Source organism: Cognatishimia sp. 1_MG-2023, from assembly GCF_030548175.1.
GTDB lineage: Bacteria > Pseudomonadota > Alphaproteobacteria > Rhodobacterales > Rhodobacteraceae > Cognatishimia.
Window position 1 is genome coordinate 20,304 of the sequence record NZ_JAUORX010000002.1, and the last position, 14,753, is coordinate 35,056.

The 14,753-nt window shown below is 52.0% G+C and carries 10 protein-coding genes; all 10 read left to right on the forward strand.

What is annotated here, in order from left to right; genetic code table 11:
- Positions 1 to 185: 185 nt before the first annotated feature.
- Positions 186 to 761, forward strand: a complete 576-nt coding sequence (locus tag Q4544_RS03130; protein WP_303504030.1) for a hypothetical protein — start codon at positions 186 to 188, stop codon at positions 759 to 761.
- A 77-nt stretch (positions 762 to 838) separates the two neighbouring features.
- The gene (secE, locus tag Q4544_RS03135; RefSeq protein WP_303504031.1) at positions 839 to 1,033 is read left to right on the forward strand and encodes a preprotein translocase subunit SecE; all 195 of its coding nucleotides are present in this window, start codon (positions 839 to 841) and stop codon (positions 1,031 to 1,033) included.
- Between the two features lie 185 nt (positions 1,034 to 1,218).
- Positions 1,219 to 1,752, forward strand: a complete 534-nt coding sequence (gene nusG / locus Q4544_RS03140) for a transcription termination/antitermination protein NusG (RefSeq protein WP_303504032.1) — start codon at positions 1,219 to 1,221, stop codon at positions 1,750 to 1,752.
- A 518-nt stretch (positions 1,753 to 2,270) separates the two neighbouring features.
- On the forward strand, positions 2,271 to 2,723 hold the full coding sequence (rplK, locus tag Q4544_RS03145; RefSeq protein WP_058314173.1) for a 50S ribosomal protein L11: 453 nt from the start codon (positions 2,271 to 2,273) through the stop codon (positions 2,721 to 2,723).
- 3 nt (positions 2,724 to 2,726) lie between these two features.
- Positions 2,727 to 3,422 (forward strand): 50S ribosomal protein L1, encoded by a 696-nt coding sequence (rplA, locus tag Q4544_RS03150; protein ID WP_303504033.1) that lies wholly within the window; start codon positions 2,727 to 2,729, stop codon positions 3,420 to 3,422.
- A 186-nt stretch (positions 3,423 to 3,608) separates the two neighbouring features.
- Positions 3,609 to 4,691, forward strand: coding sequence for a Hint domain-containing protein (locus Q4544_RS03155; protein ID WP_303504034.1), 1,083 nt, complete (start codon positions 3,609 to 3,611; stop codon positions 4,689 to 4,691).
- Between the two features lie 390 nt (positions 4,692 to 5,081).
- Positions 5,082 to 5,600, forward strand: coding sequence for a 50S ribosomal protein L10 (gene rplJ / locus Q4544_RS03160; protein ID WP_303504035.1), 519 nt, complete (start codon positions 5,082 to 5,084; stop codon positions 5,598 to 5,600).
- A gap of 74 nt (positions 5,601 to 5,674) precedes the next feature.
- Positions 5,675 to 6,052 (forward strand): 50S ribosomal protein L7/L12, encoded by a 378-nt coding sequence (gene rplL / locus Q4544_RS03165; RefSeq protein WP_303504036.1) that lies wholly within the window; start codon positions 5,675 to 5,677, stop codon positions 6,050 to 6,052.
- A 237-nt stretch (positions 6,053 to 6,289) separates the two neighbouring features.
- Positions 6,290 to 10,426, forward strand: coding sequence for a DNA-directed RNA polymerase subunit beta (rpoB, locus tag Q4544_RS03170; RefSeq protein WP_303504037.1), 4,137 nt, complete (start codon positions 6,290 to 6,292; stop codon positions 10,424 to 10,426).
- 53 nt (positions 10,427 to 10,479) lie between these two features.
- Complete coding sequence (rpoC, locus tag Q4544_RS03175; protein ID WP_303504038.1) at positions 10,480 to 14,727, forward strand: DNA-directed RNA polymerase subunit beta'; 4,248 nt, start codon at positions 10,480 to 10,482, stop codon at positions 14,725 to 14,727.
- The last annotated feature ends 26 nt before the right edge of the window (positions 14,728 to 14,753 follow it).

A 14,753-nucleotide genomic window follows, 5' to 3' on the forward strand; every position in this document is an offset into this window, starting at 1 on the left:
AGACGCCAGATCGTCGTTTGGCATGGTGAAACGGCCTTCCACTCCCTGCAATGTTTCCCTGCGGTAGACGATTTCGTTTGAGTGCTCTGATTGATGCCCATTCCGATGCTAAACCTTGTCTAAAATTTGCCTCATTTGTGAGAAGCCCGCACAGTCTACCTCGGGGTATTGGCGAGGTGATTGGTATGTCGCAATTGAATGACAGCAGAGTGGAAAATGAAACTCAGCATGGATTTGGCCTGAACGAAGAAACGATGCGCGTTATCCGTGAGGTCATGCGTGATGACTACGGCCAAGCAACCGCGCAGGATGATCAATACGAGTCACCCCAGCCGAAAATGCGGCACCGCCTATTTTCGAAACTGAAAATACCGCAGATCACCCCAAGACGCGCTGCCATTGTTCTAATCATGGTCACAGTTCTCCTAAAACCATGGTTCTTACCAACTGTCTTTCTTTGGATGGCGCTTTTCGTTGCGTTTTTCCTGCTGGTATTTGGCCGAGATCGTTGTGGGCGCGTCTTGTCAAAGGCTTGGGGCCTTTACGCATCCCGTCGTCCTGAAAAGGCAGAGAAAATTCGTTCCCGAGTGGATGCTCGTCTGTCTCGGCTTCAAGCACGCCTAGAGCGGTTGCCACTGCCATCTCGTATTGATCTGCCGCGTTGGCAGAGCAAAGATATGGATTTGGCAGCAGACTATGCCTATGCCAACCGCATGGATCGTATTGCTCAAGAGCAGCAGTCTAAACCCTACTCAGGCTAGATCGGTCGAAACCAACCCTTGAATTCAAGCGCTGTGCGGCGTATGTCAGCCATTGATCCAATCAAAGAAGATGCATCATGGCCCGTACGAATCCAGCACAGTTTATTCAACAGACCCGCGCCGAAGTCTCCAAGGTCGTTTGGCCGACCCGTCGCGAAGTCGTTCTGACCACTGTTATGGTCTTTGTCATGGCGGCGCTAACCGCCGTATTCTTCGCACTTGTGGATCTTGGCATTCGCAGCGCCCTCGAAGCAGTTCTGACTGCATTCTAAGTTCGATGCGCCTGCGGACAAAGCTCTTGAAATTGCCGGGCTTCCCCGTTAGTTCACACGGTACTTTGTAAATGGCGCGCTGCGATTCGAGTTGCGCGCCGATTTTTATTGCAAAGGCGGGTGAATAGCCCACAGAAATTAAGAATTTTCGGCATTGTGCCGAATTGACGAGAAAGAACGGTCATATGGCATTGCGTTGGTACTCTGTAAGCGTCCTCTCGAACTTCGAGAAGAAGATTGCCGAACAGATTCGCCAGTCCGCTGAAGAAAGCGGCCTGCAGGATCAGATCGATGAAGTGCTGGTTCCGACTGAAGAAGTCATCGAAGTGCGCCGTGGTAAGAAAGTTACCGCAGAGCGCCGCTTTATGCCGGGCTACGTTTTGGTCCGCATGGAAATGAGCGACCAAGGCTATCACTTGATCAGCTCGATCAACCGCGTCACCGGTTTCTTGGGTCCTCAAGGCCGCCCAATGCCAATGCGCGACGCTGAAGTTCAAGCAATCCTAGGTCGTGTTGCCGAAGGCGAAGAAGCACCACGTACGCTTATCTCCTTCGAAGTTGGTGAAAAGGTTCAGGTCAACGATGGTCCGTTCGAAGGCTTTGACGGTATGGTCGAAGGCGTGGACGATGATAACCAACGCCTGAAAGTGACTGTTTCGATCTTTGGTCGTGAAACTCCGGTTGAGCTGGAATTCACTCAAGTATCCAAGCAAATGTAATCGCTGCATTACATGACTAATTAGACAAAGCCGCCTAACTGGGCGGCTTTTTTCTTTTCTGCAAATTGCTTGCTTCGGATTTCATGGGGATGAATATGCGAATTACACCAGCAATCGTTGCGACCGGCCTTATGGTCTGCAGTGCGTCAGCACTGGCTCAAAGCACATTGTTCGAATTTGACATGGTTACGAGCTAAGATTGGCGCGACGGCTTAGCCGTTAACTCCTCTGGTTTCGGCGGCAAGCCAGGCGCTGGGCAGGAACGCCAGCGCACACCAGCACTGCCAGACATGCTACGCGCCATCGGTGCCGTGCCTATTGTTGGCTAAAGACCCGTAAATACAGGGCTTACAGCGTTCAGGCCCTTGCAATGCGTGGCAGTGCGGTGTACTCGCGCGTCTAAGCCGATTTATCGGTGATTCCATGTGGGAGGCGAGATCATCGCGATGATCAAACCAGACCACACAACTCGTTGCCCCAAAGACGCGTCCGCGGGGTGTTGAAAAGGAGAAGCCTCCATGGCTAAGAAGCTAGCTGGCACAATGAAGCTGCAGATTCCTGCAGGTGCAGCCAACCCATCCCCACCAGTCGGCCCAGCATTGGGTCAGCGCGGGATCAACATCATGGAATTCTGTAAAGCGTTTAACGCGAAAACACAGGAACTGGAAAACGGTGCGCCGTGCCCAACCGTGATCACATATTACCAAGACAAGTCCTTCACCATGGACATCAAGACGCCACCAGCGTCTTACTACCTGAAAAAAGCTGCTGGCCTTAAGCCAGTTGGTAAGCGTAACCGCCCACGTGGCGCGGAAGCACCAGGTCGTGAAGTTGTTGCATCCGTGACAGTGAAACAGGTTCGTGAAATCGCTGAAGCGAAAATGAAAGACCTGACTGCGAATGACGTAGAAGCAGCAATGCAGATCATCATGGGCTCCGCACGCTCCATGGGTATCGAGGTGAAAGGGTAAGTCATGGCTAAACTAGGTAAACGTACCCTCGCCGCTCGCGAAGCATTCGCAGGCAAAGCTGACCTTTCTGTTGAGGAAGCGGTCGCACTGGTTAAAGGCAACGCAGGCGCGAAATTCGACGAAACCGTTGAAATCGCAGTATGCTTGGGTGTTGACCCACGTCACGCGGACCAAATGGTTCGTGGCGTTGTTGGTCTGCCAAACGGCACCGGTAAATCTGTTCGCGTTGCGGTATTCGCACGTGGCCCGAAAGCTGAAGAAGCTCAAGCAGCTGGCGCAGACATCGTTGGCGCAGAAGATCTGATGGAAATCGTTCAGGGCGGTAAGATCGAATTCGATCGTTGCATCGCAACTCCTGACATGATGCCTGTTGTTGGTCGTCTGGGTAAAGTACTTGGCCCACGCAACCTGATGCCAAACCCAAAAGTTGGCACTGTGACTATGGACGTTAAAGCGGCCGTAGAAGCAGCAAAAGGCGGCGAAGTTCAGTTCAAAGCTGAAAAAGCTGGTGTTGTTCACGCCGGTGTTGGCAAAGCATCCTTCGACGAAGGCAAGCTAGTTGAAAACGTTCGTGCCTTCATGGGTGCGATTGTTAAAGCTCGCCCAGCAGGTGCCAAAGGCGCGTACATCAAGAAAGTTGCACTAAGCTCCACAATGGGCCCAGGCGTAACAATCAACGTTGATACCGTTTCTGAGTAATCTGCTCACACAATGATTTTTAAAAGGCGCTCACTTCGGTGAGCGCCTTTTTCTATTTTAAGTTCGCATTTTTTGTTTCTAGAACGTAAAGTTAAGGCGAGGTTAACGTTCACGTGCCTCACAACATAACGATCCAAAAGAGATCGGCGCCCAATCTGGGTAACTTTGAGTTTAAGAGCTGTAGAAATGCCGACGACATTTAGTGTGATTTCCTTGGGTCAGCATGCGCTGATTGACCCAACCGAAGGGAACAGTACCGCTGAGAATGCATCGCTTTTGGTGGGCGAGACTTTTGGCGGTCCCGGTGACCCATTGCTGAACAACTTTCAGGTTCTCAGCAGTGAGGGGCATCGTGGCGGGGTTCGTTCTGCCTATGACCAAAATAACAATTCGTCCAATGATCGGTTCTCAATTGATGGCGGACCCGATCAAACCTTTGATGCGGCGGCGACTTACAATGCGACTGTGGTCTATGTTGATGGCTCTACGGCGACGATCACTGCTGTTGTTTTTCAGGACACCGATGGCAACACCTATTTGGCTCCAGAATATTCGAATAACTCCGACCAGGGGAATATCGAAAGCGGGGCCATTCAATCGATCTCATTGGATAGCTTGCATGGCGCGTCCTATTCCGGGTTAAGAGCTTCGCGCGAAAATTGGGACTTTGTGACGTGTTTTGTCGAAGGCACGCGTATTCTGACGCCAGCGGGCGAGCGCAAAATCGAAGACCTCTCTGCAGGTGATCTTGTTGAAACCCGCGACAGTGGCGCACAGACAATCCTGTGGATCGGAAAGACAACACGCAGGGTAGAACCAAAGTTCGCTCCAGTATGCATCACAGCGGGATCGTTGGGGGCAGGGCTGCCGCGTCGCGATCTGTTGGTGTCCCCGCAGCACCGCATGCTGGTTCGGTCACGCATCTCAAAGCGATTGGTGGGCGAAGGCGAAGTTCTCGTGGCCGCGAAAAAGCTATTGGCTTTGCCGGGCGTGATGGTCGCTAGTGATGTTACTCATGTGACTTACTACCATATCCTATGCGAAGAGCATGAAATCCTCTTTGCCGAGGGTGCGGAGTCTGAATCCTTCTACCTCGGTGCTATGGCGCGTCAGGCCTTGGATGCTGAGGCGATCGAAGAGCTTCAGGCCTTGTTTCCCGAACTAGTAGGAGGCGATCCAGAGCCTGCTCGATCCATCGTTGCGGGCCCGGTTCTAAAGGAATTGGTGGCGCGGCATCGCAAAAACCAGCAGGCGCTTTTCTCGGCCTAAACCTGCGCGCGTCCGGCGGTATCCGCTTTGCTCAATTGCTAAGTCATTTGAACCCAGCCAGATAACGTGCTACGATATTTTAACGGCAAGCTAAGCCAGTGGGCTTTTTTAGGGGAGATACCGTCTCCCCCCTTGCGCTGTCCGTTAATCCAAACTAAATGATCCTGTACGAACCAGCGTGCGATTCTTCGTGCGCTGTTTTGTATTTCGTCCAAGACGGTGAGTGAGGGTTTCCCTCTTAATTTCTTGCCTGAGACGGGAAAGACCAGATTAAACGAGGTATTTCCTCGGGTGGTTTTGGTTCAGCCCCGTAATTCGGACCTGAACGCTGGGTTTCGGCCTGGCAAATATGAGCCGGGGGGCTATGCCTCCCAAATTTGGAGTAAAACTGTGGATAGAGCACAAAAAGAGAAATTGGTCGACGAACTCGGCCAGATCTTTGAAAGCTCTGGCGTTGTAGTGGTTGCCCACTACGCGGGTCTTACAGTTGCTGACATGCAGAACCTTCGTGCGTCCGCACGTGATTCAGGTGCTGCAGTTCGCGTTGCCAAAAACAGGCTCGCCAAAATCGCCCTCGACGGAAAGCCTTGTGAAAGCATCGGTGAATTCCTGACGGGTATGACCGTTCTAACCTATTCTGAAGACCCTGTGGCTGCGGCCAAAGTGGCGGAAGAATTCGCTAAAGAGAACTCGAAATTCGAGATCCTCGGCGGTGCAATGGGTGAGAACGCTCTTGATCGTGCTGGCGTTACAGCAGTGTCCAAAATGCCATCCCGCGAAGAGCTTATTGCTACTATCGCTGGTATGCTTGGTGCACCTGCTTCCAATATCGCTGGCGCAATTGGCGCTCCTGCTTCGAACATCGCGGGCATTCTGTCTACCATCGAGGACAAGGCAGAAGCTGCGTAAGCAACTTGTTGAGAACCGCGTTTGGTTAATTACTGAACGTTGGAACACATATCTTATAACGGAAAGAGTCTAAAATGGCTGATCTGAAAGCACTAGCAGAAAGCATCGTGGGTCTAACCCTGCTGGAAGCACAAGAACTGAAAACAATCCTCAAAGACGAGTATGGCATCGAGCCAGCTGCTGGTGGCGCCGTAATGGTTGCTGGTGGCGCAGACGCCGGTGGCGCAGCTGCTGAGGAAAAAACTGAATTTGACGTAATCTTGAAAGCCGCAGGCGACAAGAAAATCAACGTCATCAAAGAAGTTCGTGGCATCACTGGCCTCGGTCTTAAAGAAGCAAAAGAGCTTGTTGAAGCTGGCGGCAAAGCTGTCAAAGAAGGCGTCGACAAAGCAGAAGCAGAAGACATCAAAGCGAAGCTGGAAGCAGCTGGCGCAGAAGTCGAGCTTAAGTAATCTATTCCGGGATTTTTCCCGGAGTGATTGTGAGCAGGGTACGGATTTCCGTACCCTGCTTAACCTGTCTTAGTAAGGTCCTTTTCTGTAAAGGAGTTTTCTAAGACGAGGTTACGGATCGGGAGGCCTCTGGTGGGACAGGGCCGGGAATTGATCCATCGTCTGTCTCGATAGGGAATGGTGCCGGGGCCCGACGGTATGCAGACCCGATGAGAAACTTGAAAGGTGTCATCGAACATGGCTCAAACTTTCCTTGGCCAGAAACGCTTGCGCAAATATTTCGGCAAAATCCGCGAAGTGCTGGAGATGCCGAACCTGATTGAGGTTCAAAAATCCTCATACGATCTTTTCCTTCGCTCCGGCGATGCTCCACAGCCTATTGACGGCGAAGGCATCAAAGGCGTGTTCCAGTCGGTTTTCCCGATCAAAGACTTTAACGAGACTTCGATCCTGGAATTCGTGAACTACGAACTGGAAAAGCCAAAGTACGACGTCGAAGAATGTATGCAACGCGACATGACTTACAGCGCTCCGCTGAAGGTCACATTGCGTTTGATCGTGTTTGACATCGACGAAGATACTGGTGCGAAGTCCGTTAAGGACATCAAAGAACAAGACGTATTCATGGGCGATATGCCTCTGATGACGCCAAACGGCACATTTGTGGTTAACGGCACCGAGCGTGTTATCGTTTCCCAGATGCACCGTTCACCTGGCGTGTTCTTTGACCACGACAAGGGTAAAACCCACTCGTCTGGTAAACTGCTATTTGCTTGCCGCATTATCCCATATCGCGGCTCGTGGTTGGATTTCGAATTCGACGCAAAAGACGTAGTTTATGCGCGTATTGACCGTCGTCGTAAGTTGCCTGTGACAACCCTGCTTTATGCTCTGGGTCTGGACCAAGAAGGCATCTGTGACGCGTATTACGACACCGTGAACTTTAAGCTTGAGAAGGGCAAAGGTTGGGTCACCAAGTTCTTCCCTGAGCGCGTTCGTGGCACACGTCCAACACACGATCTTGTTGACGCTGCGACTGGCGAAGTGATTGCTGAAGCCAGCAAGAAAATCACACCTCGTGCCGTTAAGAAGCTGATCGAAGAAGGTCAGGTCACTGAACTTCTGGTGCCGCATGATCAAATCATCGGCAAGTATGTCGCTAAAGACATCATCAATGAAGAAACCGGTGCGATTTACGTCGAAGCGGGTGATGAGATCACTGTTGAATACGACAAAGACGGCGACGTCATTGGCGGCACACTGCAGGATCTGATGAACGCCGGTATTACCGATATTCCAGTTCTGGACATCGATAACATCAACGTTGGTCCGTATATCCGTAACACTATGGCTGTTGATAAGAACATGGGCCGCGACACTGCGCTTATGGACATTTATCGCGTCATGCGTCCGGGTGAGCCACCCACCGTCGAAGCAGCGTCCGCGTTGTTTGACACATTGTTCTTCGATTCAGAGCGCTATGATCTTTCCGCGGTTGGCCGTGTGAAAATGAACATGCGTCTTGCTTTGGATGCCGAAGACACCCAGCGTACTCTGCGCAAAGAAGACATCATTTCCTGTATCAAAGCGCTTGTTGAACTGCGTGACGGCAAGGGCGATATCGACGATATTGACCACCTTGGTAACCGTCGTGTTCGTTCCGTTGGCGAATTGATGGAAAACCAATACCGCGTTGGTCTGCTCCGCATGGAGCGCGCGATCAAAGAGCGTATGTCTTCTGTTGAAATCGACACTGTGATGCCACAGGACTTGATCAACGCGAAACCAGCAGCGGCTGCCGTTCGTGAATTCTTCGGCTCTTCGCAGCTGTCGCAGTTTATGGACCAAACCAACCCGCTGTCCGAAGTGACGCACAAGCGTCGTCTTTCTGCGCTTGGGCCAGGTGGTCTGACACGCGAACGCGCAGGCTTCGAAGTCCGCGACGTTCACCCAACCCACTACGGTCGGATGTGTCCAATTGAAACGCCAGAAGGTCCGAACATTGGTCTGATCAACTCACTGGCGACATTTGCACGCGTTAACAAATACGGTTTCATTGAAACACCTTATCGTAAGGTTGTCGAAGGTCAGGTAACGGACGAAGTCCAATACATGTCTGCGACCGAAGAAATGCGTCACACAGTGGCTCAGGCCAACGCGACGCTGGATGCAGATGGCAAGTTCGTCAATGAAATGGTCAACACCCGTCAGGCGGGCGACTATACAATGGCGTCTGTTGCGGCTGTCGATCTGATCGACGTTTCACCAAAGCAGTTGGTCTCTGTTGCGGCATCTTTGATCCCGTTCCTAGAAAACGACGATGCGAACCGGGCCCTGATGGGTTCGAACATGATGCGTCAGGCTGTTCCACTTCTGCGCGCCGAGGCACCACTTGTTGGTACCGGTATCGAGGAAGTTGTGGCACGCGACTCTGGTGCGGCGATCATGGCGAAACGCGCGGGTATCATCGACCAAGTTGATGCACAGCGTATCGTTATTCGTGCAACCGAAGATCTGGAACTCGGCGATGCCGGCGTTGACATCTATCGTCTGCGTAAATTCCAACGGTCTAACCAAAACACCTGCATCAACCAGCGTCCGCTGGTGAAAGTAGGCGACAAGGTTACCAAAGGCGAAGTTGTTGCTGACGGTCCATCCACAGACATGGGTGAATTGTCCTTGGGTAAAAACGTGGTCGTCGCGTTTATGCCTTGGAACGGCTACAACTACGAAGACTCCATTCTGATCTCCGAGCGCATCGCGCGTGATGACGTCTTTACTTCGGTTCACATCGAAGAATTCGAAGTCGCTGCACGTGATACAAAGCTTGGCCCAGAAGAAATCACTCGCGACATTCCAAACGTCGGTGAAGAAGCTCTGCGCAACCTCGACGAGGCTGGCATTGTTTACATCGGTGCAGACGTTGAACCGGGTGACATTCTTGTCGGTAAGATCACACCAAAAGGCGAAAGCCCGATGACGCCAGAAGAAAAGCTTCTGCGCGCTATCTTTGGTGAGAAAGCGTCTGACGTTCGCGATACATCCCTGCGCGTTAAGCCAGGCGATTTCGGTACTGTTGTTGAGGTTCGTGTTTTCAACCGCCACGGCGTTGAAAAAGACGAACGTGCGCTGCAGATCGAACGCGAAGAAGTCGAAGCACTGGCACGTGACCGTGACGATGAGCTGGCGATCCTTGATCGTAACATCTACGCTCGTTTGCACGACCTGATCATGGGCAAAGTGGCTGTCAAAGGTCCAAAAGGTGTTCGTCCGAACTCTGTCATCGACGAAGATTTGCTATCTATGCTGACCCGCGGTCAGTGGTGGCAGTTGGCTCTCGAAGACGAGAAAGACGCTCAGATCGTCGAAGCTCTGAACGAACAGTACGAGATCCAGAAACGTGCGCTAGACGCCCGCTTTGAGGATAAAGTCGAGAAAGTCCGCCGTGGTGATGATCTACCACCGGGCGTTATGAAGATGGTCAAAGTCTTTATCGCCGTGAAGCGTAAGCTTCAGCCAGGTGATAAAATGGCGGGTCGTCACGGGAACAAAGGTGTTATTTCCAAGGTTGTACCTATGGAAGACATGCCATTCCTCGCAGACGGTACTCCAGTTGACTTCTGTCTGAACCCACTCGGCGTTCCATCTCGTATGAACGTTGGTCAGATCCTTGAAACCCACATGGGTTGGGCCGCACGCGGCTTGGGCATCAAAATTGATGACGCCCTTCAAGACTATCGTCGCACAGGCGACCTGACACCGGTACGCGAAGCGATGGAGCATGCATATGGCTCCGAAGTTTACGCCGAAGGTCTGGTTGGCATGGACGAAGATGATCTGGTCACAGCAGCGGCAAACGTCACACGCGGTGTTCCAATCGCGACACCAGTATTCGATGGCGCAAAAGAACACGACGTCAACGATGCGCTGGTTCGTGCTGGCTTTGACACAAGCGGTCAGTCCATCTTGTTTGATGGTCGTTCAGGCGAGCAATTCGCACGCCCTGTAACCGTTGGTGTTAAGTACCTGCTTAAACTGCACCACCTTGTGGATGACAAAATCCACGCGCGTTCTACTGGTCCATACTCGCTGGTTACTCAGCAGCCATTGGGCGGTAAAGCACAGTTCGGTGGTCAGCGCTTTGGGGAAATGGAAGTCTGGGCTCTTGAAGCTTACGGCGCTGCATACACCCTGCAGGAAATGCTGACAGTGAAATCGGATGACGTGGCTGGCCGGACGAAAGTCTATGAAAGCATCGTTAAAGGCGAAGATAACTTCGAGGCAGGCATCCCAGAATCGTTCAACGTTCTGGTGAAAGAAGTCCGTGGTCTTGGCCTGAATATGGAACTCCTGGATGCGGAGGAAGAGGAATAAGGGCCTCGGCCCTTCTTCCCCTCCACCCTTCCGCACGAATTTGAGGTATCAAAATGAACCAGGAACTGACCAACAACCCGTTTAACCCACTGACACCACCAAAGGTCTTTGACGAAATCAAAGTCTCCTTGGCGTCACCGGAACGGATTCTTTCATGGTCCTATGGCGAAATCAAAAAGCCAGAAACCATTAACTACCGTACGTTCAAACCAGAACGCGACGGTCTGTTCTGCGCACGTATCTTTGGCCCAATCAAAGATTACGAATGCCTATGCGGCAAATATAAGCGCATGAAATATCGCGGCGTTGTCTGCGAAAAATGTGGTGTTGAAGTTACGCTACAAAAAGTACGCCGCGAGCGTATGGGCCACATCGAATTGGCCGCACCAGTTGCACACATCTGGTTCCTGAAATCGCTGCCAAGCCGCATCGGCCTGATGCTGGACATGACACTGCGTGATCTGGAACGTGTTCTGTACTTTGAAAACTACGTTGTTATCGAGCCTGGTCTAACTGACCTGCAGTATGGCCAGATGATGACCGAAGAAGAGTACATGGACGCGCAAGACGCATACGGTATGGACGCATTCACTGCGAACATCGGTGCCGAAGCCATCCGTGACATGCTGGCCCAAATCGACCTAGAAGCCGAAGCAGAGCACCTGCGTGCAGAACTTGCAGTGGCAACTGGCGAACTGAAGCCTAAGAAAATCATTAAGCGTCTGAAAGTTGTGGAATCCTTCTTGGAATCCGGCAACCGTCCAGAGTGGATGGTTCTGACAGTGATCCCAGTGATCCCACCAGAACTGCGCCCACTGGTCCCACTTGATGGTGGCCGTTTCGCGACCTCTGATTTGAACGACCTTTACCGTCGTGTGATCAACCGGAACAACCGTCTGAAGCGTCTGATTGAACTGCGCGCACCTGACATCATCGTACGTAACGAAAAGCGTATGTTGCAGGAATCTGTTGACGCATTGTTCGACAACGGCCGTCGTGGCCGCGTGATCACTGGTGCCAACAAGCGTCCGTTGAAATCGCTGTCTGACATGCTGAAAGGTAAGCAAGGTCGCTTCCGTCAAAACCTTTTGGGTAAACGCGTCGACTTCTCTGGCCGTTCGGTCATTGTGACGGGTCCAGAACTTAAGCTGCACCAATGTGGTCTGCCTAAGAAGATGGCGCTCGAACTGTTCAAACCGTTCATCTATTCCCGCCTAGAAGCCAAAGGTCTGTCTTCCACAGTGAAGCAAGCCAAAAAGCTGGTGGAAAAAGAACGTCCAGAAGTGTGGGACATCCTCGACGAGGTTATTCGCGAACACCCTGTGATGCTGAACCGTGCGCCTACGTTGCACCGTCTTGGTATCCAAGCGTTCGAACCCACACTGATCGAAGGTAAAGCCATCCAGCTTCACCCGCTCGTATGTTCTGCGTTTAACGCTGACTTTGACGGTGACCAAATGGCGGTTCACGTTCCTCTGAGCCTTGAGGCCCAGCTGGAAGCACGTGTTCTGATGATGTCTACGAACAACGTCCTATCCCCTGCAAACGGTGCGCCGATTATCGTTCCGTCTCAGGATATGATTTTGGGCATCTACTACCTCACCATCGCGCGCGATGGCATGAAGGGCGAAGGCATGATCTTCTCCTCCATCGACGAGGTTCAGCACGCGTTGGACGCGGGTATCGTTCACCTGCACACCAAAATTCAGGCCCGTATTCCTCAGATCGATGAAAACGGTTTGGAAGTGATGAAGCGCTTTGAAACGACCCCAGGTCGCGTCAAGCTTGGTGCTCTGTTGCCACAAAACGCAAAAGCGCCTTTCGAGCTGGTGAACAACCTGCTGCGTAAGAAAGACGTTCAGAACGTGATTGACACCGTCTACCGCTACTGTGGTCAGAAAGAGTCGGTTATCTTCTGTGACCAGATCATGTCCATCGGCTTTAAAGAGGCGTTCAAGGCAGGCATTTCGTTCGGTAAGGACGACATGGTTATCCCTGACACCAAATGGACCCTCGTTGACGAGACACGTGATCAAGTTAAAGACTTTGAACAACAGTACATGGACGGCCTGATCACTCAGGGTGAAAAGTACAACAAAGTTGTCGATGCTTGGTCAAAGTGTAACGACAAAGTCACCGACGCGATGATGAACACCATCTCCGCGGCGAAGCACGACGATGCGGGCGCTGAAATGGAACCGAACTCGGTTTACATGATGGCTCACTCTGGTGCGCGTGGCTCGGTTACTCAGATGAAACAGCTTGGCGGTATGCGTGGTTTGATGGCCCGTCCGAACGGCGACATCATCGAGACACCAGTTATCTCGAACTTTAAAGAAGGTCTGACCGTTCTTGAGTACTTCAACTCCACCCACGGTGCTCGTAAGGGTCTGTCGGATACGGCGTTGAAAACTGCGAACTCTGGTTACCTGACACGTCGTCTGGTTGACGTTGCACAAGACTGTATCGTTCGCATGAACGATTGCGGCACCGAGCGTTCCATCACAGCAGTTGCTGCGGTGAACGATGGTGAAGTTGTTGCAACCTTGGCTGAACGTATCCTTGGTCGTGTAGCTGCAGAAGACATTCTGCGTCCAGGCACCGAAGAGATCGTTGTTGGCGCAGGTCAGCTGATCGACGAATTGATGGCCGATGCGGTTCATGAAGCTGGTGTTGCGTCTGCACGCATCCGCAGCCCACTGACCTGTGAAGCCGAAGAAGGCGTATGTACTCAGTGTTATGGTCGTGACCTTGCACGCGGTACTGTGGTGAACACCGGCGAAGCCGTTGGTATCATCGCGGCGCAGTCGATTGGTGAACCTGGTACACAGCTAACCATGCGTACGTTCCACATTGGTGGTGTTGCGCAGGGTGGTCAGCAGTCCTTCCAGGAAGCGGGCCAAGAAGGTGTGATCCACTTCGAAAACACAAATGTTCTGGAAAATGAAGCAGGCGAAATCCTGGTCATGGGCCGTAACATGAAGTTGGAAATCATCGATGGTAACGGCGACGTTCGTGCAACACACAAACTGTCTTACGGTACCAAGCTGTTTGTCAAAGACGCTGACAAAGTCGGTCGTGGCGACAAGCTGTTTGAATGGGATCCGTTCACACTGCCGATCATTGCTGAAAAAGCTGGTAAAGCAAAATTCGTGGACCTCGTGTCCGGTACTGCTGTGCGCGACGTCACCGACGAAGCAACCGGCATGACTCAGAAGATCGTTATCGATTGGCGTTCTGCGCCAAAAGGCAACGAACTGAAGCCAGAAATCATTCTGGTTGGCGAAGATGGCGAGCCTCTGCGCAACGACGCAGGCAACCCAGTGCATTACGCAATGTCTGTTGATGCAATTCTGTCTGTCGAAGACGGTCAGGACCTTAAAGCGGGTGACGTCGTTGCACGTATCCCTCGCGAAGGTGCAAAAACAAAAGACATTACCGGTGGTCTGCCACGTGTTGCGGAACTGTTCGAAGCACGTCGTCCAAAAGATCACGCGATCATCGCCGAAATCGATGGTTACGTTCGCTTTGGCCGCGACTACAAGAACAAGCGTCGCATCTCGGTCGAGCCAGCTGATGAAAGCTTGGATGCAGTCGAATACATGGTGCCAAAAGGTAAGCACATTCCTGTACAAGAAGGCGACTTCGTACAGAAGGGTGATTACATCATGGATGGTAACCCAGCTCCACACGATATCCTTGGTATTATGGGTGTCGAAGCGTTGGCGAACTACATGATCGACGAAGTTCAAGACGTTTACCGTCTGCAGGGTGTTAAGATTAACGATAAACACATCGAAGTTATCGTGCGTCAAATGCTGCAGAAATGGGAAATCTCTGACTCTGGTGAAACAACCCTTCTTAAGGGTGAGCACGTCGATAAGCAGGAATTCATGGCCGCAAACGAGAAAGCCCTTTCTCGCGGCAAGCGTCCTGCGCAAGGCGCGCCGATCCTCTTGGGTATCACCAAAGCGTCCTTGCAGACACGTTCGTTCATCTCGGCGGCGTCCTTCCAGGAAACCACTCGTGTTCTCACCGAGGCATCTGTCCAAGGTAAGAAAGACAAACTGGTCGGCCTGAAAGAAAACGTCATCGTGGGTCGTTTGATCCCAGCGGGTACAGGTGGGGCAACCCAAGCTGTTCGCAAGGTTGCAACCGATCGCGACAACGTTGTTATCGAAGCACGTCGTGACGAAGCTGAACAAGCCGCTGCTCTGGCCGCGCCTTCTGCTGACATGGCGACAGCCGACAGCGTCTTTGACAGCGGTCTGGTTGAAACACCTGAAAGCCGCGAAGAGTAATCTTCACAGCATTAAGAATTAGAAAA

What these genes read in the sequence shown, in the direction of transcription:
- rplA (WP_303504033.1), top strand. Translation starts at nt 2,727, where the DNA reads ATGGCTAAACTAGGTAAACGTACCCTCGCCGCTCGCGAAGCATTCGCA.
- Q4544_RS03155 (WP_303504034.1), top strand. Translation starts at nt 3,609, where the DNA reads ATGCCGACGACATTTAGTGTGATTTCCTTGGGTCAGCATGCGCTGATT.
- rpoC (WP_303504038.1), top strand. Translation starts at nt 10,480, where the DNA reads ATGAACCAGGAACTGACCAACAACCCGTTTAACCCACTGACACCACCA.
- nusG (WP_303504032.1), top strand. Translation starts at nt 1,219, where the DNA reads ATGGCATTGCGTTGGTACTCTGTAAGCGTCCTCTCGAACTTCGAGAAG.
- rplK (WP_058314173.1), top strand. Translation starts at nt 2,271, where the DNA reads ATGGCTAAGAAGCTAGCTGGCACAATGAAGCTGCAGATTCCTGCAGGT.
- rpoB (WP_303504037.1), top strand. Translation starts at nt 6,290, where the DNA reads ATGGCTCAAACTTTCCTTGGCCAGAAACGCTTGCGCAAATATTTCGGC.
- Q4544_RS03130 (WP_303504030.1), top strand. Translation starts at nt 186, where the DNA reads ATGTCGCAATTGAATGACAGCAGAGTGGAAAATGAAACTCAGCATGGA.
- secE (WP_303504031.1), top strand. Translation starts at nt 839, where the DNA reads ATGGCCCGTACGAATCCAGCACAGTTTATTCAACAGACCCGCGCCGAA.
- rplL (WP_303504036.1), top strand. Translation starts at nt 5,675, where the DNA reads ATGGCTGATCTGAAAGCACTAGCAGAAAGCATCGTGGGTCTAACCCTG.